This is a genomic window from Pseudomonas sp. GD03858, from assembly GCF_029840925.1.
In the GTDB taxonomy this organism is placed as follows: Bacteria; Pseudomonadota; Gammaproteobacteria; order Pseudomonadales; family Pseudomonadaceae; genus Aquipseudomonas.
Genome location: NZ_JAOCDM010000114.1, coordinates 1 through 18479 on the forward strand (window position 1 = coordinate 1; position 18479 = coordinate 18479).

Here is an 18479-nt window from a genome sequence, read left to right on the forward strand (position 1 = left end):
ATTAAAACTGCACCGGCATCCATGGCCAGGTAGTCACAAAGATGACCATCCTCGCCACTTCAGATCTCTGCCTTTCCATCCACCATCTTCCAAGCCCATGCAGATGAGCTGCCAAGCAAGCACATCAGCACCAGCGAGGCCGAAACAACCTGTCGCGCCATAGCGTTTCGCCATTATCAAAAATGGCGAGCCTATCATCGCCCTGCTCATTCATCCATGGCCGCTCATAGCGTGAAGCCAGCAATCTGGCGTCGCCAGGTAAGCTGCAGCGGCTGAGCGCCGATCTAAGAATTTGACCGCAAGGAGCGGAGTTTCAGGGCCAGGGCCGATCCCTAGACTGGCCCCATTCGCCAACCCAAGAGAGGCACGGTCATGAGTACGCATCCTGCTTTCAACTACAACTTCCGCACCCCAGGCAGCCAGATAGAAGGCCCGATCGATTTTGCCGTTGGTCAATCGATGCGTGGCAACGTGCTGGTCGCGTTCAGCCGGCGGGGCGTGTGCGCGATCTTTCTGGGCGACGAGGCTCAGGACCTGCACCGCCTGCTCGCGGCCGAGTTCCCGGCGGTCGAGCTGCGGTCTGGCCAGGCTTCGACGGCGCGCCAGCTCAAGCAAGTCATCGGCTTCATCGACAACGGCGTTGCCGAGGGAGCACTCGATCTCGACATCGGTGGCACGGCATTTCAGCAGAACGTCTGGCAGGTGCTTTGCGGCATTCGAGTGGGCAGGACCCGTAGCTACAGCGATGTGGCGCGCGAGCTTGGCAAGCCGCAGGCCGTGCGCGCAGTGGCAAGTGCCTGCGCGGCCAATACGCTTGCCATCGTCATTCCGTGCCATCGCGTGGTGCGCAGCGATGGCGCGATTTCCGGATATCGCTGGGGCGTCGAACGCAAGCGCGCACTGTTGAAAGAAGAGGCTGCCCGCAGGACGGTGGAGTTTTCGCAATGACGGTCATCGAGAGCAGGCCACTTGCCGCCTACGACTGGGCAAGCATCGAGCGAGCGCTCGATGTTCGTGGAAATGCGCTGTTGCCCGGCCTGCTGACGGCGGAGCAATGCGCGGCGCTCGTCGCGCTCTATCGGCAGGAGGACCGTTATCGTTCGCGTATCGTCATGGCTCGCCATGGGTTCGGACGCGGGGAATACAAGTACTTCGCGTACCCGCTGCCGCCACTGCTCGAGCAGTGGCGCCACGCGCTTTATTCCAGGCTCGCACCGATCGCCAACCGCTGGAACCTGCAATTGGCAATCGACGTGCATTACCCGGATGATCTGGCCACCTTTCTGCAGCGCTGCCACGCGTCGGGGCAGCGGCGGCCGACGCCGCTGATCCTCCAGTACGGCGAGGGCGACTACAACTGCCTCCATCAGGATCTCTACGGCGAGCATGTGTTCCCGCTACAAGTGGCGATCCTGCTGTCGGAACCCGGAAGAGATTTCTTGGGCGGTGAATTCGTCATGACGCAGAGCTCGAGCAGCGGCCAATGCGCGCAGGTCATCGAGCTACATCAAGGAGATGCCCTGGTGTTCGCCGTCAATCAACGGCCAGTGATGGGCCGGCGTGGCCCGCGCCAGGTCGCCATGCGCCATGGCGTCAGCCGCATCCGCAGCGGTTTGCGCCATACGGTGGGCCTCATCTTTCATGACGCGAGGTGAACATGCTGTTGAGTGCAGTCGATAAGGCGCTCGATCAGCTGGATTGGGCGGGCATCGAGCGGCAGCTCGATACCGAGGGCTATGCCGTGATACCCGGTGTGCCGAGGCGCGAGGCAGGGCGCGGCCTGATGCGGCTGAGCAGCGCGGCTGGTGTCGAGCGAGAGACGCTGGAGTCTCGTGGGCTTGGCCGGGGTGAGCTGCTGTGCTTCGGCGCTGCCCTTCCGGCGCCGCTGGCGCAGTGGCGGGCAGGGTTCTATCGCCGGCTGGTCGCCATTGCCAATCGCTGGAACGAAACCCTGGGTGTCGACTATCGCTATCCGACGGAGCTGGAAGACTTCCTGCTGCGCAATCGCCGGGCCGGACAGGTTCGAATGCAATGCCACGTCAGCAGGCTGGGTGTGGAGGATCATGTCTGCCTGCATCAGCGCAACGACGGTGAACATGTATTCCCCCTGCAGATCGTCGCGCTGCTTTCCGAGCCCGGGGTGGACTTCCAGGGGGGCGAATTCGTGATGACGGAGCAGCGCCCACGCATGCAATCACGTCCGATGGTGGTACCGCTCGGGCTTGGCGACTTGGCCATCATCACCACCGCGCAGCGCCCCTTCAAGGGCGCCAAGGGCTACTACCGCGTCAGCCTCAAGCATGCCATCAGCCGCGTGCGCCAGGGGGAGCGACTGGGGTTGGAGCTGTCGTTCCACGATGCTCCGTGATAGGGGAGGCATCCTGCGGGGCCTGCTCGAAGAGTCGAGCGACTGGGTGTGAATATTTGGTTGTATGATGCAACTAAATAGCGTTGTATAGCGATACCACCCAGACGAGGCTGCAGAAATGATCGACCCTTCGGTTGTGGAACAAGTCCGCTCTGCTTCACGGACGATGGTGCGTGAGCTGGGCTTCATGCGCGCGACATTGGCGGGCACGCAGTACTCGCCCTCCGCTGTGCACACCCTGCTTGAGTTAGGCGAGCGCGGCGCGCTGACCGCGGGGCAGCTGGTACAGGCGCTCGGGCTGGAGAAGTCGAGTGTCAGTCGGATGGTCGCGAAGCTCATTCAGTCCGGGGAGCTGGAAGAAGGTGAAGGTGAACAGGATGGCCGCACGAAACAACTCAGGCTGACTGCGCAAGGAAGGCGCTCGCTCGAAGAGATTCATGCCTATGGGCAACTGCAAGTCTCGTCAGCGCTGACTCCGCTCACTCAGCAGGAGCAGCAGGCCATTGCGCAGGGCTTGAACGCCTATGCGCAGGCGTTGAAGACGTATCGCCACGGCACGGTCGAGCAGGTGGCGGACAGGATTCAGATCACCTCGGGCTACCGCCCAGGTCTGATCGGGCGCATGGTGGAAATGCATGCAAGCTACTACTCACGGCATTCCGGTTTCGGTCAGTTCTTCGAGAGTCAGGTCGCAACAGGCGTCGCGGAGTTCGCAGGACGATTGGGCAATTCACGTAACGCCGTTTGGGTCGCGCAAAGCGCTGGCCGGATCGTGGGGGCGATCGCTATCGACGGCGAACATCTGGGCAATGACGAGGCCCATTTGCGCTGGTTCATCCTGGATGATGGTTGCCGTGGTGGCGGCGTGGGGCGTCGCCTGCTTAGCGAAGCCGTGGCGTTTTGCGACCGGCAAGGTTTTGTGGCGATCCAGCTTTGGACATTCAAAGGCCTGGAGGCCGCCCGCAGCCTTTACGAGTCCTTGGGCTTCGCGCTGACTCACGAAGCGCAAGGCAGCCAATGGGGCGCTGCGGTCACCGAGCAGCAGTTCACGCGCAAACGCTGAGCGGCATTCCACGCGCCGGGTGGTTCTGCGCATTGCGTCAGTCGCGATGTCAGGTGCTGGTGAGATCTGGAAGGCAGGCACTTGAGGCAGGCCGGCGAATACCGGCCTGCCGTCGGTGCGATTACTTGGCCTTGCCCGAGGCGTCCTGCTCGACCACCAGGTCCAGCACATAGACCTGCGACGGGGCGTCGGCTGGCGGGTTCTTCCACTGGAACTGCTTCACCCGCAGCACGGTGCGCACGCCGTCACGGTGCTCGAAGCCCTCGATGGACTGGTACAGCGGATGCCAGCTGTCCTGGGTCGGCAGCTGCAGGCCGGCGTCGTCATAGCGACGCTCGCGCACTTGCAGGCACTGATAGTTCGGGATCAGCGGATGGCTGCACTTGACGGTCTTGGCCGCCACTTCCAGGAACTTGATCTCGCCCTTGCTGCCGTAGCGGGTCTCTGGGGTGGCTTCGCCCTGGAACTTCAGTACCGAGCCGTCCTGGGTGGTCAGCGTGAGCACCGGCTCCTGGGCGTCAGCGGTGATGGTGGTGCGCAGGTCGCCGTTGAGCAAACGCCCGACCTGGGTATCCAGGTCCATCAGGCTCTTGTCGCAAGCCATCAGGGTCGAGGCCAGTGGTTGCACTTTCAGTACGCCGCCCTGGTGGCTGTAGCCGCCGAACTGGCTGTTGCAGCCGCCGCTGATGTTCAGTTGCCGATCGCCGAAGCTCAGGCGCAGCTTGTGCTCGATGCCTTTGGCCATGGCGGCGATGGGGGCGCCCGACGCATCGTTGGCCGATACCAGGTTCCAGTAGTAGGCCGGCAGCGCTGGCTGGGCGGCGACAGACGAAGAGGTGGCGGGCATGGAAGGCGATCCTTCATGGGACTTGGAGGCCGGGGTGCAAGCCTGGAGCAGGGCGGCACAGACGGCAACGAGGAGAATGTTCTGTTTCATGGTTCGCTCTTTCAGCCATTCAAAAAGGGGCGGCATTCTGCGCAGGGAGAATGCACGCGCCGGTAAGCCGGTGTATCGAGGTCGCTTCAGGCGTGTCACGCGAAGTGGATCCTGCTCGGTCGTCAGGCCGAGACGGGGCGACCTCAGCCGCTACCGATGGCAATCGGACAGCATTGGTCGCGTTTGGGTTCATCGACTGACTACCCAGGGAGTGTTACCAAATCTTACGCAGGGGGTGCACAGCTCGCCAGCGATGGGGTCTTGCCTCGGGCGCGGGGACTGCCTCGCCGATGAAGTCAGTCCAGCACGTTGCGCAGCACCTCGTAGATCACGCCGGTGGCGAGGGTCACCAATATCAGGTCGGTTCCGGCCTGGCGCCATTCATAGCCGTCGTAATGGGGGAGGCGTCCTATCAGTCGGCTGTCGAGTTGCTTCGCGATGCCCGGCGGCAGGGGTTTGCCCCGTGCCAGATTCTTTTGAATCCCAGGTGGTAGCGATGCGCCGGAGTGCCAGTAATCACGGTTGTCGTTGAGAATTACTCGCACGCCGCCCAGGTCGATGCTCGGGCCCGAATGCCGGCCGTTTCCATCGCCAGGGCGTGCCTGTTCGCCATGCGGATTGCCTTTGTCATGACCTTTGCCTTTTCCCGGATCCGCCATCAGTGCCGGGCATGTTCCAATCAGAAGCACGAGCGCGACAGCGCAGCGCGATTTGATGTTCATGGGGCATATCCCTTCAGATTCAGTCAAAGATCCAGCGTAGTCGCTCTCTGTGAGAAAAGAAGCAAGCGTCGAATAGGCGATCGGTTGACCGGTTCGCGCACGTGGCAACCGAAAAGGCGTTTTGCGTCACTGCAGTGTCGTCGGCTTCAAGAGGGTGGGCGTCGCGGCCAGCCCTTGTTCCAGCGTCGCGATCACGCGTGCCAGGCTCGCCGCCTTTTCCAGTTCGCCCTGCGCTTCGAGCCGGGCGTGATCCCGGCGCATGTTCAGCAGGCATTTTTGCAATCCGAGGGCCGAGGTGTCGTAGTTGTCCATGTCGTTCTCACATGCCTAGGCATCCGTGCCGTTGTAGGAAAAACACGACGGTATCAGTTCAATTCACCCCTCAATACTGATTATTCATACACCGACTTTCGCAATGCTGGAAACGTCCTACGGGCCAATAAGAGGAGCCCTACAAAAAACGAACTCGAATATTTCCACTTGCTTCCAGCTGCTCTGTGCCAGGCCTTGTACGGCGGGGCATGTCGCTGGTCCACTGGTTTGGCGCGGGAAGGTGGCCTGGTGGCGTCGATCGCATCGTTCAGAAACGATATGTTGCAATTGACCGTGCCGCGGCTGCACCGCCGCAAATCTTCGCGGCGTTTGCGGCGCGGCTCGGCAAGCCACGCGCTCAGGCCTGGGCTTTGGCCTCCCTTGCCAGCCAGCGTGCCACCTGTTCGGCAGCGGACCCCGGCTCAGGCGTGTGAGCCGCGAGCAGATGAAACGCTGCGTCGCTTTGCAGTTCATGCCCTTCCAGCGCCAGTACCAGCGTGCCGGCCTTCAGGGCGTTCTCCACCAACAGGCGAGGCACCAGGGCGATGCCCATGCCTTGCTCGGCGGCTTCGATGGCGAGGATGGTCTGGGAAAACACCGGGCCGTTGAAGCGGGTGCCGGGTAGTGCATGGTGGTCGAACCAGCGCTTCCAGTTGTTGTGGCTATCGGAGATCAGTGGTTGCCCGGCCAGCTCGGCGGCCAGTTGCCAGCGATGCTCGCCACGCAGCGAGGGGGAGCAGACGGGCACGGCGACGCCGGGCAGCAAGGGTTGGGCATAGGCGGCGGCAAAGGGGCCCGTGCCCCAGCGCACTGCCAGGTCGACCGCGCCCTTGCCGCTGAGTGGCCGGGTGCCGTCGGACGCGTCGATCATCAAGGCCACCTGCGGGTGCGCCTGGGCCAGCAGCCCCAGGCGCGGGATCAGCCAGCGACTGGCGAAGGCCGGCGTGGTGCTGAGCAGGACCTGCTGTGGGTCATGCTGCCTGTCACGCTCCAGCAGTTCGCGGGTGGCGTCTTCGATGATGTCCAGGGCCAGGCGCACGCGGGTGAGGTAGTCGGCGCCGTCCGGGGTGGTCCGCAGGCCTCGGGGCAGCCGCTCGAACAGCGGGCCGCCGAGCTTGTCTTCGAGGGTGCGCACCTGCTGGGCGATGGCGCCGGGAGTGACATGCAGTTCGTCGGCCGCGGCGCGGAAACTACCCAGGCGTGCGGCGGCCTCGAATGCCGTCAGGTGATTGACGATGGCGGGGGCGTTACGTCGCTTGGGGGCGCTCATCCAGTAGATTTCCTGCAGGCTCGTGCCAGTATTTGTGATTGGTGCGGTCACGCGGATTCTGGCTTCATGCACCTACCTGATCAACTCCCGCAAGGAACGGAACATGACTTCGCAGAAAGTGGCAATCATCACCGCAGGTGGCAGTGGCATGGGCGCCGAGGCGGCCAGGCGGCTGGCGGCCGATGGCTTCAAGGTCGCGATCCTGTCTTCTTCCGGCAAGGGCGAGGCCCTGGCGCAAGAGCTGGGCGGCCTGGGCGTCACCGGCTCCAACCAGTCGATAGAAGACCTGCAGCGTCTGGTCGACAGCGTGATGCAGCGCTGGGGCCGGGTCGATGTGCTGGTCAACAGTGCCGGTCACGGTCCACGGGCGCCCATCCTGGACCTGACCGACGAGGACTGGCACCGCGGCATGGAGGTGTACTTCCTCAACGTGGTGCGTCCGACCCGGCTGGTGACGCCGATCATGCAGCGGCAAAAGGGCGGCGCCATCATCAATATCTCGACCTTCGCCGCCTTCGAGCCGGATCCGGCCTTCCCGACCTCGGGCGTGTTCCGTGCCGGGTTGGCGGCCTTCACCAAACTGTTCGCCGACCGCTATGCGGCCGAGAACATCCGCATGAACAACGTGCTGCCGGGTTTCATCGACAGCCTGCCGGAGAAGGAAGAGTTCCGCAGCCGAATCCCCATGGCGCGCTACGGCAAGGCCGAGGAGATCGGGGCGACCATCAGCTTCCTGGCCTCTGAAGGCGCAGGTTACATCACCGGGCAGAACCTGCGCGTCGATGGTGGCATCACCCGTTCGGTCTGAGAAACGACAGGGGCATGCAGCCGGGCAGCGACTTCCGTTAGCATGTCGCCTCTGTTTTTCGCCACCCGGATCCGCCCCATGAGCACCCAGACGTTCCGCCAGGCCATGTCAAGCGACGTGGACCGCTGCTACCAGATCGAAACCAGCGCCTACGAAGGCGACGAGGCCGCCACTCGGGAAAAGATCGACACGCGCATCGCCCAGTATCCGCAAGGCTTTCTGGTGCTGGAGGTCGATGGCCAGGTGGTCGGCTTCATCAACAGCGGCTGCGCCCATGAGGTGGTGATGTCGGACGAGGCGTTCAAGGAGCTGGTCGGGCATGATCCGCAGGCACCCAATGTGGTGATCATGTCGGTCGTGCTCGACCCGGCCCATCAGGGCCAGGGCCATGCTGGCCGCCTGATGGCGCGCTTCGTCGAGCAGATGCGCGAGCAGGGCAAGGCGACCATCCACCTGATGTGCAAGGAGCGGCACGTCGGCTTGTACGAGAAGATGGGCTACGCCTATGTTCGTCCCTCGACCTCCGATCATGGCGGCATGGCCTGGCATGAGATGGTCATGGTGCTCCAGCGGCCCTTCGACTAGCATCGATGTTTTTTCGCAGCCAGGGAGAGGCTTGTGAAGTACGTCGTTATCGCAGCACACCGCAGTGAGTACCCTGCGCCCATCACCTTCGCCCAAGGCACGCTGCTCAGCATCGGCCAGCGCTACGAGGGCGACGAGCACTGGGAGGACTGGTACCTGTGCAGTTGCCAGGGCCAGGAGCCTGGTTGGGTGCCCGCCCAGGTGATCGAGCGGCTTGGCGTTGACCGGGGCAAGGCGCTGGAGGCCTACTCGGCCCATGAGCTGGACATCGACCCAGGCCAGCAGGTGGAAGGCTTGCGCCCGCTGAACGGTTGGCTCTGGTGCCGTCGGGTGACTGGCGAGGAGCTTGGCTGGGTGCCGTTGGCCAAGCTGCGTCCTCTGCGGTGAGTTCAAGTCATGTCGAGCACCGCGGCGCTGTCGAGAATGCACGCATAGTCCATGGCCAGGTTGCTCAGTGCCAATGCATGCACTTCTTCCGCCGGCCATAGCCGTCCCTGCAGGTCGCGCTGATCGAAGGTGTAGCAGGCGTCCGCCACCACCCGTGTTTCGAACCCCAGGTTGCCCGCCGAGCGCGCGGTCGATTCCACCGAGTTGTTGGTGATCACGCCGACGATGACCAGTTGATGGATGCCGCGCTGGTGCAGCCAGTGTTCCAGGCCGCTGTTGCAAAAGGCGTCGGGCACGTGCTTTTCGAACAGTGTCTCGCTGGCCAGTGGCGTGAAGGCGGGCTGGAACTCACAACCGCCCTGGCCCGGCCAGAACACTGAACCCGGTTCGCGGGAGATGTGCCGGACATGCACCACGGGGCGCTCATCCCGGCGCCAGGCGGCGAGCAGCTCGCCCATGCGCCGTTCGGCTTCGGGATTGTTGCGCCGGCCCAGGCGCGGGTGGTTGATGCCGTTCTGCATATCGATGATCAGCAGGGTGGCGTTGTCGGCGAAAGCATCCATGGTCCTGCGGCTCTCTGGCTCGTCGAGTGGTGGACCGTAGCACGGCCAGGGGGACGCGGCATCTGATCTGCTTTTTTTGCAAGAACCTGAATCTGTAACCGTATCAGTCACTGCCCGACAATATCCCCAGGCCCAGCCTCCAACTCGGTGTGTGCTGGGCAGGCTGCGCCGCTTTGGCCAGCCCCGCCGTTCCGTCATCACACTGTAGAGGTTCCGATGGGCAAGCTCGCGCTGTTTCTGGGTGGTTTTCTGCTGCTGACTATCATGATTGGCCTGCTCGGCACCATTCCGCCAAGCTGAGCCGCTGTTTCCTGCCAGCCCGCCTGACCTGGAGGCGGGCTCTATCTCTTGCGCGCCGCGGTTGTCTGGACAAGCGGTAGCTGCAAGTCGTTCTCAAGTGCAAGTCGCTCGTGTAATCTCGCGCCCCCAATCCTGGGCCCGGATGCATGGGCCGATCACTTGCCTTGGAGTCGATACACACTATGGAATGCAAGAAAGGCACTGCAGCGATGCTGGAGTGGCGCGGTCGTTTTCTCGGCGAGGGTATTCTCCACGAAGAGGACTACGACCAGGCACTGCGCGGGGCTGAAGAGTTGGAGCGTTCCGGAGTGATCAGCGCAAGCGAGTGGATCGAGTTGGTGAAGCTGGCCAATGCGGCGTTGCTCGGTTTGCGATAATTCCTTCAAGGCTTGCTGAAACTGTCCACAAAAAACGTGGGTAGGTCTGTGGATAAAGCGCTGCAAGTCATGTCTGGCAAGGGCTCTGTCAGATTGAGCAGAAATTGAGCAGCGTCGTTCAGGTCATTTCTCTCGGTCCAGGGCGGGCTTCGCGTAGTGCTTGCAGCAGCTCGCGAACCCGCGCCCGGACGGCGCCGGCCGGGTAGACCGCGTGCATCTCAGGGTCATGGCCGCTGCTGGATGTCAGGCGGTAGTCGGGACAGACCCGCACCAGGCGCCCGGCAAGCACCTCGGGTTCGCCCAGCCAATCGGCCAGGCGCGCGATACCCGCGCCAGCGAGGGTGCTCTGCAGCACCGCGACACCTGAGCCCAGCCGCAGTCGTGGCCGGGGCCGCAGGCTGTTGATCCTGCCATCGCGACAGAAGTGCCAGGCCTTGAGGATGCGTGGGGCGGTGTGCAGGATCAGCGCATGCCGCTCCAGGTCCTCCAGCGCCTGCGGAGTGCCCGCGTGCGCCACGTACCCTGGGCTGGCATACAGATGCCGGCGATAGCGCCACAAGGGGTAGCCGATCAGTTCGCTGGACTGGGGAAAGGCGCCTCGGATCACGAAGTCGAACTTGCCCTGCAACGGGTCAAGGAGCTGGTCGCTGAACTGCACGTCGAGCGTGACCTGCGGATGGCGCCGGGAGAACTCGGCGATTACACCCGGCAATACCTGTTGGGCGAGCACCTCGGGGGCGGCCAGGCGGATCCAGCCTTGGGCGCTGCCGGTCAGGGCGGCGAGCTCGTCGGCGGCATCGCGTTGCACATCCAGCAAGCGTTCGGCATGGGGCAGCAGGCGTTCACCCGCTTCGGTCAGGGTCACGGCGCTGGCATTGCGGTTGAGCAGCTTGGCGCCGCTGTTGTCTTCCAGCGCCTGTACCGCCCGCGTCACGGCGCTGGGCGAGCGCCCCAGGGCACGGGCGGCACTGACGAAGCTGCGCTTGTGGGCGACGGTGACGAAAGCCTGTATTTCACGCAGCATGTCCAAGGCCATTGGTGCTTTTCCTTATTGCAGTTTTTGCAACATGGTATTTCAACATAGCCGCGGCACTTTTATTAGTCTGGCGGCCTGCTTCGTACCGCCTGGACATTCGACATGATGGATATCGCCCTGCTTTCGCTGTTCGCCTTCGCCGCTGGCCTGATCGACGCTGCCGTTGGCGGCGGTGGGCTGATCCAGATCCCGGCCTTGTTCAACGTGTTGCCCGCCGCGCAACCGGCCAGCCTGCTGGGCAGCAACAAGCTGGCCTCGGTCTGTGGCACGGCCTTCGCTGCGCGTTCGTTCATCCGCAAGGTAAAGCTGGATTGGGGGCTGATCGTGCCGGCGGCATTGAGCGCGTTCGTGATGTCGTTCTTCGGCGCCGCCACCGTGTCACTGGTGCCGGCGAGCCTGATGCGTCCGGCGGTACTGGTGCTGATCGTGCTGATGGCCATCTACACCTTCTGCAAGAAGGACTTCGGTACCTTGCACAAGCCGACGGCGATCGGTCGCAAGGAACAGTGCCTGGCGGTACTGATCGGTGGCGCCATCGGCTTCTATGACGGGTTGTTCGGGCCGGGTACCGGGAGCTTCCTGATCTTCCTGTTCATTCGCTTCTTCGCGCTGGACTTCCTGCATGCATCGGCGTCGGCAAAGCTGGTCAACATCGCCACCAACCTGGCCGCGCTGGTGTTCTTCATTCCTTCGGGCAACGTGCTGTGGGCCATCGCCCTGCCAATGGCGCTGTTCAACATCCTGGGCGCGCTGACGGGTACCTGGCTGGCGGTGCGCAAGGGGGCGGGGTTCGTGCGAGGCTTGTTCCTGGTCCTGCTGTGCGTGCTGATCGCCAAGCTGAGCTGGGACTTGCTGGGGGGCTAGGTCAGACCACCTGGCGTTGCGTATCGGCCTGCTCGATACGGTTGCGACCGTGCGCCTTGGCCCGGTACAGGGCCTGGTCGGCCTGGGCCAGCAGCTCGTCCAGGCTGGGTATCGAACCTTCGGCGCCGCAGCCGCTCAGGCCGATGCTCACCGTGATCTGCAAGCGTGGGTCGGCATGGGTGGCGTGCAGGTCCTGGACTGCCCGGCGCAGGCGCTCGGCGATGAACTTGGCCTGGTCCGGCGCCACTCCCGGCACGACGATGACGAACTCCTCGCCGCCCAGGCGGGCGAACAGCTCGCCCTCATGCAACTGATCCTGCAGCGTGGTTGCGAACTGCTGCAGCACCAGGTCGCCGGTTGCATGGCCGTAACGGTCGTTGATCGTCTTGAAATGATCGATGTCCAGCATCATCAGCGTCAGCGGCCTGCCGCAGGCATCGAGCAAGGCATTGGCGCGTCGGGTGAAGGCACTGCGTGTAAGGACGCCGGTCAGGTGGTCGATGGTCGCCTGGTGGGCCAGGCGTGCCATCAGGCTTCGATTGGCACTGCTCACGCAGGACAGTACCAGCGGGCCGAGCACCAGCATGGCGATGCCCAGCCGCGCGGACATCAGGGCGGTGACCCCTGGCTCGCTCTGCGGCACGCTGAAATGCATGAGGTTCTGCGCCACCGCGACGATCAGCGTGCTGCCGGCGGTCAGGGTCAGCAGGGAAACGAGGAAGGGCGAATAGCTCAGTGCGCACCACAGCAACGCGGCGATCGGGAAGGCGATGGCGCCGGGGCCGCCGAAGGCGATGCTGAGTGCGAGCGACGCCAGCAGCACCAGCAGTGGCGCCAGGCGAATCGGCTGGCTGGCGCGGCTGTTGCGGGTCAAGGCCCTGGACGAGGGCAGGGTGAGCAGTACCGGCAGCACCAGTACGCTGGTGGAAAATTGCTCGCTGAACCACGCCAGCCAGGTCGCCTGCAGGGACTGCTCGAACCAGGGCGCGGCCATTACGCAGGCCAGGCTTGCAGCGACCACCGCTCCGGCTGCGCTGGCGCCGAACAGGCAGAGGGTGCCATGGGGCGTGCGCAACCGACGATGCAGGCGCGGCAGGCGTGACATCAGGTACCAGATGCTGACGATGGCGCCGAGGTTGCACAGGTTGAGCCACAGCGCCGGCTTCCAGGGGCTGCCACATGCCAGGTCGGCGATGACCATGCCCAGGTAGACCAGGGCGAATCCGGAAAAACTGGCTTGCCGCGGGTTGCGCAGCAGTATGCCGGCGAGCACCGCGTTGACCGGCCAGAACAGCGAAAGGGATTCGATCGGCCGGGCCAGGATACCAGCCACGGTCAATGCCAGCGTCAGGCCGAACAGGCTCAAGGCAGGCATCAGGCGCGACGGGACTGGAGACACCATGGGCTCGACCGACAAGCGAAGACGGAATCCAGGAAAACGGCTGTAGGCACCTGGGGTAAGTCGCGTCAGTGTCTTTCAGTCGGCATATGATGTCAATTCGCTGCGAACCTGCGGAATCTGGTGTAGGACTAGAGCGCGAACAGCCAGGGCACCATCAGCACGGTGACCAGCATCACCAGCACGGTAAAGGGCACGCCGACCTTGACGAAGTCGGCGAAGCGATATTGGCCGGGGCCCAGTACTAGCGTGTTGACCGGTGACGACACGGGCGTCATGAACGCCGCGGACGCAGCCAGGGCCACGGTCATGGCGAAGGGGTAGGGCGACATGCCCAACTGCTGGGCGGTGCTGACCGCCACGGGGGCCATCAGGACCGCCGTGGCCGTGTTGGAGATGAACAGGCCGATCACCGCGGTCAGGGCGAACAGGCAGGCCAGGATCACGCCCGGCCCCGCGCCGCCAAGCCAGCCGACCAGCGCGCCGACGACCAGGTCGATACCGCCGGTCTTCTGCAGCGCCAGGGCGAAGGGCAGCATGCCGACGATCAGCACCAGGCTCTGCCAGTGAATGGCGCGGTAGGCGCTGTTCATGTCGATGCAACGGCCGGCGCCCATCAGCAGGCAGCCGATCAGCGCGGCGATGACGTTGGGCACCAGGCCACTGACCATCAGCCCGACCATCACCGTCAGGCTGATCAGGGCGTAGGGCGCGCGGGCGCGGGCCGGGGCGACCTGGTCGATTTCCGCCGGCAGGCTCAGCACCAGGAAGTCGCGGGGCTTGCCCTGCAGCTGGCGCACCGCCTTCCACGGACCGACCACCAGCAGGGTATCGCCCAGGCGCAGTTTCTCTTCCACCAGTTGTTCCTCGATGGCGACCTGGTCGCGGCGCAGGCCGACCACGTTCAGGCCATAGCGCGTGCGGAAGGCCAGCTCGAGGACGCTCTTGCCGATCAGTTGCGAGCCTGGGGGCAGGGAGATCTCGGCCATGCCCAGCTCCTGCGACTGGTCGATGAAGTAGGCGGCCTTGAAGTGCAGGGGCTCGAGCAGCATGCTCTGGCACAGGCTGCGCAGGTCATCACGATTGGCGAACAGGTCGAGCAGCAGTACGTCGCCTTGCAGCAGCACGGTGCCGGAGTCGGCGGCGATCACCCGGGTGGTGAACTTGTGCTGGCGCTCGATGCCGACCACGTTGGCGCCATGGCGGGTACGCAGTTCCAGCTCGCCAAGGGTGTGACCGATCAGCGGCGAATGGGGACGGATACGCAGGCGCCGCTCGCGGCCGCTGAGCCTGTAGTCCAGGACCAGGTCGAGCAAGGTGCGGCGGCTTTCCACCCGGCCATCCTTGCGCACCTCGCCGTTGAGCCAGTGGCGGGTCAGCAGCATGTAGCCGATGCCCAGCAACAGGACCACCAGGCCGAACGGGGTGAAGCTGAAGAAGCTGAAACCGGATTCTCCATGGCGCACCAGTTCACTGTGAACCACCACGTTCGGCGGCGTGGCCACCAGGCTGAGCATGCCGCTGATCAGGCCGGCGAAGCTCAGCGGCATCATCAACCGGCTGGGCGAGAGCTGCAGGCGCGCGGCGATGCTGAGCACCACTGGGATGAAGATCGCCACTACGCCGGTGGAACTCATGACCGAGCCAAGGCCGGCGACCGCGACCATCAGCAGCACGATCAGGCGCGCCTCGCTGTTGCCGGCGCGTGCGCTCATCCATTCGCCGATGCGGTAGGCGATGCCGGTGCGTACCAGTCCTTCACCGATCACGAACAGCGCGGCGATCAGCACCACGTTGGGGTCGCTGAAGCCGGCCAGGGCCTGTTCGACGGTGAGGATGCCGGACAACGGCAGGGCGAGGATCACCAGCAGGGCGACCACATCCATGCGCGGGCGGTTGATGATGAACAGGACGACGACGACGGCCAGCAGGCCGAGGACCCAGAGCAGCTCATGGTTCATGGGGAGGGGGTGTTCCTTCACACAGGGGCACGAAAGGCGATGGCCCTAGTGTGGCAGCTTGACGCGAGTGCGTCGTTGACGTGCTGCAGGGTTTTGCCGGGTGGCGATCCGATGCGCGATGGCAGAGTGCTTGGGGGCGGATGTGTGGGAGCCAATTTTGTGGGAGCGGGCCCGCAGGCCCGCCCGTGCTACTTATCAGTGGCGATGCTTGTGCTTGCGGTTGTTGTCGCCCATGTGGTTACCGATCGCACCGCCCGCCGCGCCGCCCAGGCCCGCGCCGATGGTCGAGCCGTTGGAGCCGCCGAGCTTGCCGCCGATCAGCGAGCCGCCGGCCGAGCCCAGGCCACCGCCGATGGCGGCTTCGGTACGGTTGCCCTTGCGCGCGCCAACCGCGCTGCCGGCGGCGCCACCCAGGCCGGCGCCGATGGCCGCGCCGGTACTGCCACCGATCTGTTTGCCGACGACGTTGCCCAGGGCACCGCCCAGGCCGCCGCCGATGGCCGCGGTGCCGTCACCGGCGAAGGCGCCCTGGCAGAGCAGCAGGCCGAGGGCGAGGGAAGGCAGAGTCAGACGCATGTTATGAACCTCAGGGAGTCATCAGGGTAGGGTGCCGCGCGGTTGGCGGCGAGTCAGGGTTGGAAAGACGCTTCAGCGGTAGTAGCGGTCACGGTACTGGCGGTCGTCATCGTCACGGTCGTGGCGATGGTGATGACGGTGGCCGCGGTCACGGTCGCGCCAGCCGTCGTCATCGTCGTGGTAGTGGTGGCTGTAGCAGCCGCCGAGCAGCAGCAGGGTGGCGACCATCGAAAGGCTTGCAAGGCGTTTCATCACGTTATAGGTCCTTGATCCGCAACGGTTTACGCGGTACCAGCTGAGACCCGAGGCGATCGATTTGGTTCTTTGCCGCGCAAACTTTTATCGCGGCGGCGATGAGCGGTAGCGGCGATTCCCCGGCCGGCCCGGCAGTGCTAGAGTCACCTTCTTTTTTGTCCCGAGGATGGAACATGCGAGCAATTCTGCCGATCACCGTGGCGCTGCTGCTGGCGGGCTGCGCATCGTCGACCATGGAAGCTGCGCGCAACGGCTCGCCCACCGCCCGCCTGGATTCGCACAAGACGCCGGACCTGGTCGCCCAGTGCATCCAGTTCAGCTGGCAGGAAGAGCGCGCCTTCGGGGTCGATGCCAGTGGCTACCTGGAGGCGCGCAAGCAGGGCGGGTTCACGGTGTATACCCGGGAGGCGGAGTCGTTCGTCGATGTCTATGCCCAGGCGGGGGGCACGCGGGTGGACTATTACGCACAGAAGAATGACGGCGTGGCGTTGCAGCGCCGGGCTGCGGCGGCCACCTGCCTCTAGCTTGAGTGCAGGATTGGAACATCCAAACCGACACCCTGTGGGGGCAACTGTCTTGCTCGATTTTTAGCATCTGGCGCGATCCCTGTGGGAGCGGGCTTGTCGGGACGCCGAACCGCCGCGAACACGGGCGAAGCCCGTGCCATCCACCACGGTGTCGGCTTCGCGGGTGAACCCGCTCCCACAGGTGGCGCGCTATGATGTTTACCCTGCTTCGCGCTCGGCTGTGATGTCCTCGAACACACTGATCAGATGCTCCGGCTGCCCGTCGGCGCGACGTTCCAGCGAAGTGCGCGCCCGCACCCAGATATAGCGCCCGTCCTTGTGGCGCACGCGCTTCTGTACCTCGTAACGCTCGATCTCGCCGGCCAGCATGCGCTGCAGCAACGCCAGGTTGCCCGGCAGGTCGTCGGGATGGGTGAGCTGCTGGAAGGTCGTGCCGTACAGTTCGTCCTCGCGGTAGCCCAAGAGCTCGCAGAGGCTGCCGTTGACCCGTTGCCAACTGCCATCCGGATCGATGTAGGCCAGCGCGCCCCAGGCCAGCTCGAAGATGGTGCGAAAGCGCGCCTCGCTCTGGCGCAGCTCCTCTTCGGCGACCTTGCGCTCGGTGTTGTCCATGCTGATGCCGACCATCTTCACCGGGCGCCCGACGCTGTCGCGCAGCACCGTGGCGCGCGAGGCGATCCAGCGCTGGCCGCCATCGGGGCGGGTGATGCGGAAATCGCATTCGCAGCCGGTGCCGTCGGCCACCGCCTGGGCATACATGGCCTGCATGTGGCGGGCGTCATCGGCGTGGATGTGTTCCCAGAAGTCCTCGTTGCGGCGCAACGGCCAGCCATACACCGCCTCGACGTTGGGCGAGTAGGTCACTTCATCGCTGACCAGGTTCCATTCCCAGGTGACGATGCGCGCGCCTTCCTGGGCCAGCTTCATGCGCGTCTCGCTTTCCATGATCTCGGCGGTGTAGCGGCGGCGCACGTCGGTCATCGGCAGCTCGACCACCTCGGCCTGCTGCACGCTGTGCAGGGCCTCCTCGCCGTAGCGCAGCCAGATCCAGTTGACCTTGAGCAGGTCGGCCAGGCGGCGCAGGTTGTCGTAGTCGATCTCGCCGCCGCGGGTCCATTTGTGCACCGCCGTGCGCGAGATCCCCAGCGCCGTGCCCACGGCCTGCAGGGTCAGCTTGTGGTGTTCGAGCAGTTCCTTGAGGCGAAAGGCGAAGCTGTTTTCGGTCATGGGCGCTGGATCCTTGGGCGGGCACGAAGCGGGCAGTATACCCGAGCCGTCAACTTCTGGTTGACGGGGTGGTTGCCGGGGCGGCTGGGTCCGGTTAACGTGGCGCCTGACTCACTCAGACAGGGAAGCACCGCAATGAGCCGATCGCTGGAACTCAACCGCGCCAGCTGGGACGAGCGCGCACCACTGCACGCCGCCTCCGGGGACTACGAGGTCGAGCGCTTCGTCGCCGAGCCCGGGCACCTGTCCGAGGTGGTGCGCTTCGACCTGCCACGCCTGGGCGATATCCATGGCCTGCGCGCGGTGCACCTGCAATGCCATATCGGCACCGACACGCTGTCGCTGGCGCGCCTGGGCGCCGAGGTCTGCGGCCTGGACTTCTCCGCGGCGTCCCTGACCCAGGCGCGCCAGCTGGCCGAGCGCTGTGGCGCGGGCATCGCCTATGTAGAGTCGGACGTCTATCAGGCCGCGCAGGTATTGCCGGCGGGGGCTTTCGACCTGGTCTACACCGGTATCGGCGCGCTGTGCTGGCTGCCGAGCATCGAGCGTTGGGCGCAGACCGTGGCGGCGTTGCTCAAGCCGGGCGGGCGACTGTTCCTGCGTGATGGCCACCCGATGCTGATGGCCGTGAACGAGGACCAGGAGGACTGCCTGCAACTGGAGTACCCGTACTTCGAGCGCGAAGCACCGACGGTGTGGCACAACGACCAGAGCTACGTCGAGACCGACCAGGCACTGACCCAGACCGAGACCCATGAGTGGAACCATGGCCTGGGCGAGGTGATTACCGCGCTGCTGAACAATGGCCTGCGCATCACCGGCCTGGAGGAGCATCAGAGCATCCCCTGGGAAGCGCTGCCGGGGCAGATGACGCTGGGCGATGACGGTGAGTGGCGCCTTGACGAGGCGCCGTGGCGGTTGCCGCTGAGCTATACGCTGCAG

Annotated in this window: 22 protein-coding genes; 11 read left to right on the forward strand and 11 right to left on the reverse strand. The window is 64.6% G+C overall.

The window, feature by feature from the left end; genetic code table 11:
* The first annotated feature begins 372 nt into the window (after positions 1 to 372).
* The 4 genes from N5D48_RS22050 to N5D48_RS22065 all read left to right on the forward strand — a co-directional run bounded on the left by N5D48_RS22050 (position 373) and on the right by N5D48_RS22065 (position 3431).
* Positions 373 to 948 carry a methylated-DNA--[protein]-cysteine S-methyltransferase gene (locus N5D48_RS22050; protein ID WP_279887971.1) on the forward strand — a complete coding sequence of 192 codons (576 nt, stop codon included), beginning with the start codon at positions 373 to 375 and terminating at the stop codon, positions 946 to 948.
* On the forward strand, positions 945 to 1655 hold the full coding sequence (locus tag N5D48_RS22055; RefSeq protein WP_279887973.1) for a 2OG-Fe(II) oxygenase: 711 nt from the start codon (positions 945 to 947) through the stop codon (positions 1653 to 1655). Before N5D48_RS22050 ends, N5D48_RS22055 begins: the two co-directional genes overlap by 4 nt.
* Positions 1656 to 1663: 8 nt before the next feature.
* On the forward strand, positions 1664 to 2368 hold the full coding sequence (locus N5D48_RS22060) for a 2OG-Fe(II) oxygenase (RefSeq protein WP_279887975.1): 705 nt from the start codon (positions 1664 to 1666) through the stop codon (positions 2366 to 2368).
* 118 nt (positions 2369 to 2486) lie between these two features.
* A complete protein-coding gene (locus N5D48_RS22065; protein ID WP_279887977.1) occupies positions 2487 to 3431 on the forward strand; it encodes a bifunctional helix-turn-helix transcriptional regulator/GNAT family N-acetyltransferase in 945 nt (314 codons plus the stop codon).
* A gap of 121 nt (positions 3432 to 3552) precedes the next feature.
* Here N5D48_RS22065 and N5D48_RS22070 read toward each other — a convergent pair whose 3' ends face one another.
* From N5D48_RS22070 to N5D48_RS22085, 4 genes are all read right to left on the reverse strand, one after another.
* Complete coding sequence (locus N5D48_RS22070) at positions 3553 to 4278, reverse strand: META and DUF4377 domain-containing protein (RefSeq protein ID WP_279887978.1); 726 nt, start codon at positions 4276 to 4278, stop codon at positions 3553 to 3555.
* A 386-nt stretch (positions 4279 to 4664) separates the two neighbouring features.
* On the reverse strand, positions 4665 to 5090 hold the full coding sequence (locus N5D48_RS22075; protein WP_279887979.1) for an anti-virulence regulator CigR family protein: 426 nt from the start codon (positions 5088 to 5090) through the stop codon (positions 4665 to 4667).
* A 126-nt stretch (positions 5091 to 5216) separates the two neighbouring features.
* Positions 5217 to 5402, reverse strand: a complete 186-nt coding sequence (locus N5D48_RS22080) for a hypothetical protein (protein ID WP_279887980.1) — start codon at positions 5400 to 5402, stop codon at positions 5217 to 5219.
* Positions 5403 to 5760: 358 nt separating this feature from the next.
* A complete protein-coding gene (locus tag N5D48_RS22085) occupies positions 5761 to 6672 on the reverse strand; it encodes a LysR substrate-binding domain-containing protein (RefSeq protein ID WP_279887981.1) in 912 nt (303 codons plus the stop codon).
* 103 nt (positions 6673 to 6775) lie between these two features.
* On the opposite strand from N5D48_RS22085, the gene N5D48_RS22090 reads away from it, so the two are divergent.
* The 3 genes from N5D48_RS22090 to N5D48_RS22100 all read left to right on the forward strand — a co-directional run bounded on the left by N5D48_RS22090 (position 6776) and on the right by N5D48_RS22100 (position 8452).
* The gene (locus N5D48_RS22090; RefSeq protein ID WP_279887982.1) at positions 6776 to 7480 is read left to right on the forward strand and encodes an SDR family oxidoreductase; all 705 of its coding nucleotides are present in this window, start codon (positions 6776 to 6778) and stop codon (positions 7478 to 7480) included.
* A 78-nt stretch (positions 7481 to 7558) separates the two neighbouring features.
* Positions 7559 to 8065, forward strand: a complete 507-nt coding sequence (locus N5D48_RS22095; protein WP_279887983.1) for a GNAT family N-acetyltransferase — start codon at positions 7559 to 7561, stop codon at positions 8063 to 8065.
* A 33-nt stretch (positions 8066 to 8098) separates the two neighbouring features.
* A complete protein-coding gene (locus tag N5D48_RS22100) occupies positions 8099 to 8452 on the forward strand; it encodes an SH3 domain-containing protein (RefSeq protein ID WP_279887984.1) in 354 nt (117 codons plus the stop codon).
* A 2-nt stretch (positions 8453 to 8454) separates the two neighbouring features.
* On the opposite strand, the gene N5D48_RS22105 is transcribed toward N5D48_RS22100, so the two are convergent.
* The gene (locus N5D48_RS22105; protein WP_279887985.1) at positions 8455 to 9015 is read right to left on the reverse strand and encodes a cysteine hydrolase family protein; all 561 of its coding nucleotides are present in this window, start codon (positions 9013 to 9015) and stop codon (positions 8455 to 8457) included.
* A 482-nt stretch (positions 9016 to 9497) separates the two neighbouring features.
* Here N5D48_RS22105 and N5D48_RS22110 point away from each other — a divergent pair, with 482 nt between their 5' ends.
* Positions 9498 to 9692 carry a hypothetical protein gene (locus tag N5D48_RS22110; protein WP_279887987.1) on the forward strand — a complete coding sequence of 65 codons (195 nt, stop codon included), beginning with the start codon at positions 9498 to 9500 and terminating at the stop codon, positions 9690 to 9692.
* A 118-nt stretch (positions 9693 to 9810) separates the two neighbouring features.
* Here the strand turns inward: N5D48_RS22110 and N5D48_RS22115 are convergent, their stop codons facing one another.
* A complete protein-coding gene (locus N5D48_RS22115) occupies positions 9811 to 10728 on the reverse strand; it encodes a LysR family transcriptional regulator (protein ID WP_279887988.1) in 918 nt (305 codons plus the stop codon).
* 102 nt (positions 10729 to 10830) lie between these two features.
* Between N5D48_RS22115 and N5D48_RS22120 the strand changes: the two genes are divergently transcribed.
* Entirely contained in the window at positions 10831 to 11592 is a 762-nt protein-coding gene (locus tag N5D48_RS22120; protein ID WP_279807798.1) for a TSUP family transporter, read from the forward strand.
* Between the two features lies 1 nt (position 11593).
* Here N5D48_RS22120 and N5D48_RS22125 read toward each other — a convergent pair whose 3' ends face one another.
* The 4 genes from N5D48_RS22125 to N5D48_RS22140 form a co-directional block, all read right to left on the reverse strand.
* Positions 11594 to 12994: a diguanylate cyclase gene (locus N5D48_RS22125; protein ID WP_279887989.1), complete on the reverse strand. Its 1401-nt coding sequence runs from the start codon at positions 12992 to 12994 to the stop codon at positions 11594 to 11596.
* 128 nt (positions 12995 to 13122) lie between these two features.
* Positions 13123 to 14952: an SLC13 family permease gene (locus tag N5D48_RS22130; protein WP_279887991.1), complete on the reverse strand. Its 1830-nt coding sequence runs from the start codon at positions 14950 to 14952 to the stop codon at positions 13123 to 13125.
* A 195-nt stretch (positions 14953 to 15147) separates the two neighbouring features.
* Positions 15148 to 15528, reverse strand: a complete 381-nt coding sequence (locus tag N5D48_RS22135) for a glycine zipper domain-containing protein (protein ID WP_050706284.1) — start codon at positions 15526 to 15528, stop codon at positions 15148 to 15150.
* A gap of 72 nt (positions 15529 to 15600) precedes the next feature.
* Entirely contained in the window at positions 15601 to 15780 is a 180-nt protein-coding gene (locus N5D48_RS22140) for a hypothetical protein (protein WP_279887993.1), read from the reverse strand.
* 176 nt (positions 15781 to 15956) lie between these two features.
* Here N5D48_RS22140 and N5D48_RS22145 point away from each other — a divergent pair, with 176 nt between their 5' ends.
* Positions 15957 to 16307, forward strand: coding sequence for a hypothetical protein (locus N5D48_RS22145; RefSeq protein WP_279887995.1), 351 nt, complete (start codon positions 15957 to 15959; stop codon positions 16305 to 16307).
* A 201-nt stretch (positions 16308 to 16508) separates the two neighbouring features.
* Here the strand turns inward: N5D48_RS22145 and N5D48_RS22150 are convergent, their stop codons facing one another.
* Positions 16509 to 17537, reverse strand: coding sequence for a helix-turn-helix transcriptional regulator (locus N5D48_RS22150; protein WP_279887997.1), 1029 nt, complete (start codon positions 17535 to 17537; stop codon positions 16509 to 16511).
* 135 nt (positions 17538 to 17672) lie between these two features.
* On the opposite strand from N5D48_RS22150, the gene N5D48_RS22155 reads away from it, so the two are divergent.
* Positions 17673 to 18479 (forward strand): class I SAM-dependent methyltransferase (locus N5D48_RS22155; protein ID WP_279887998.1); only part of this gene is annotated, 807 nt, incomplete at its 3' end.

Excerpts from the sequence above, each read along its gene's own strand:
- N5D48_RS22110 (WP_279887987.1), top strand. The coding sequence starts at position 9,498 with ATGGAATGCAAGAAAGGCACTGCAGCGATGCTGGAGTGGCGCGGTCGT.
- N5D48_RS22150 (WP_279887997.1), bottom strand. The coding sequence starts at position 17,537 with ATGACCGAAAACAGCTTCGCCTTTCGCCTCAAGGAACTGCTCGAACAC.
- N5D48_RS22075 (WP_279887979.1), bottom strand. The coding sequence starts at position 5,090 with ATGAACATCAAATCGCGCTGCGCTGTCGCGCTCGTGCTTCTGATTGGA.
- N5D48_RS22120 (WP_279807798.1), top strand. The coding sequence starts at position 10,831 with ATGATGGATATCGCCCTGCTTTCGCTGTTCGCCTTCGCCGCTGGCCTG.
- N5D48_RS22145 (WP_279887995.1), top strand. The coding sequence starts at position 15,957 with ATGCGAGCAATTCTGCCGATCACCGTGGCGCTGCTGCTGGCGGGCTGC.
- N5D48_RS22130 (WP_279887991.1), bottom strand. The coding sequence starts at position 14,952 with ATGAACCATGAGCTGCTCTGGGTCCTCGGCCTGCTGGCCGTCGTCGTC.
- N5D48_RS22065 (WP_279887977.1), top strand. The coding sequence starts at position 2,487 with ATGATCGACCCTTCGGTTGTGGAACAAGTCCGCTCTGCTTCACGGACG.
- N5D48_RS22085 (WP_279887981.1), bottom strand. The coding sequence starts at position 6,672 with ATGAGCGCCCCCAAGCGACGTAACGCCCCCGCCATCGTCAATCACCTG.
- N5D48_RS22115 (WP_279887988.1), bottom strand. The coding sequence starts at position 10,728 with ATGGCCTTGGACATGCTGCGTGAAATACAGGCTTTCGTCACCGTCGCC.
- N5D48_RS22135 (WP_050706284.1), bottom strand. The coding sequence starts at position 15,528 with ATGCGTCTGACTCTGCCTTCCCTCGCCCTCGGCCTGCTGCTCTGCCAG.
- N5D48_RS22095 (WP_279887983.1), top strand. The coding sequence starts at position 7,559 with ATGAGCACCCAGACGTTCCGCCAGGCCATGTCAAGCGACGTGGACCGC.
- N5D48_RS22140 (WP_279887993.1), bottom strand. The coding sequence starts at position 15,780 with ATGAAACGCCTTGCAAGCCTTTCGATGGTCGCCACCCTGCTGCTGCTC.
- N5D48_RS22105 (WP_279887985.1), bottom strand. The coding sequence starts at position 9,015 with ATGGATGCTTTCGCCGACAACGCCACCCTGCTGATCATCGATATGCAG.
- N5D48_RS22080 (WP_279887980.1), bottom strand. The coding sequence starts at position 5,402 with ATGGACAACTACGACACCTCGGCCCTCGGATTGCAAAAATGCCTGCTG.
- N5D48_RS22125 (WP_279887989.1), bottom strand. The coding sequence starts at position 12,994 with ATGGTGTCTCCAGTCCCGTCGCGCCTGATGCCTGCCTTGAGCCTGTTC.
- N5D48_RS22050 (WP_279887971.1), top strand. The coding sequence starts at position 373 with ATGAGTACGCATCCTGCTTTCAACTACAACTTCCGCACCCCAGGCAGC.
- N5D48_RS22070 (WP_279887978.1), bottom strand. The coding sequence starts at position 4,278 with ATGCCCGCCACCTCTTCGTCTGTCGCCGCCCAGCCAGCGCTGCCGGCC.
- N5D48_RS22055 (WP_279887973.1), top strand. The coding sequence starts at position 945 with ATGACGGTCATCGAGAGCAGGCCACTTGCCGCCTACGACTGGGCAAGC.
- N5D48_RS22090 (WP_279887982.1), top strand. The coding sequence starts at position 6,776 with ATGACTTCGCAGAAAGTGGCAATCATCACCGCAGGTGGCAGTGGCATG.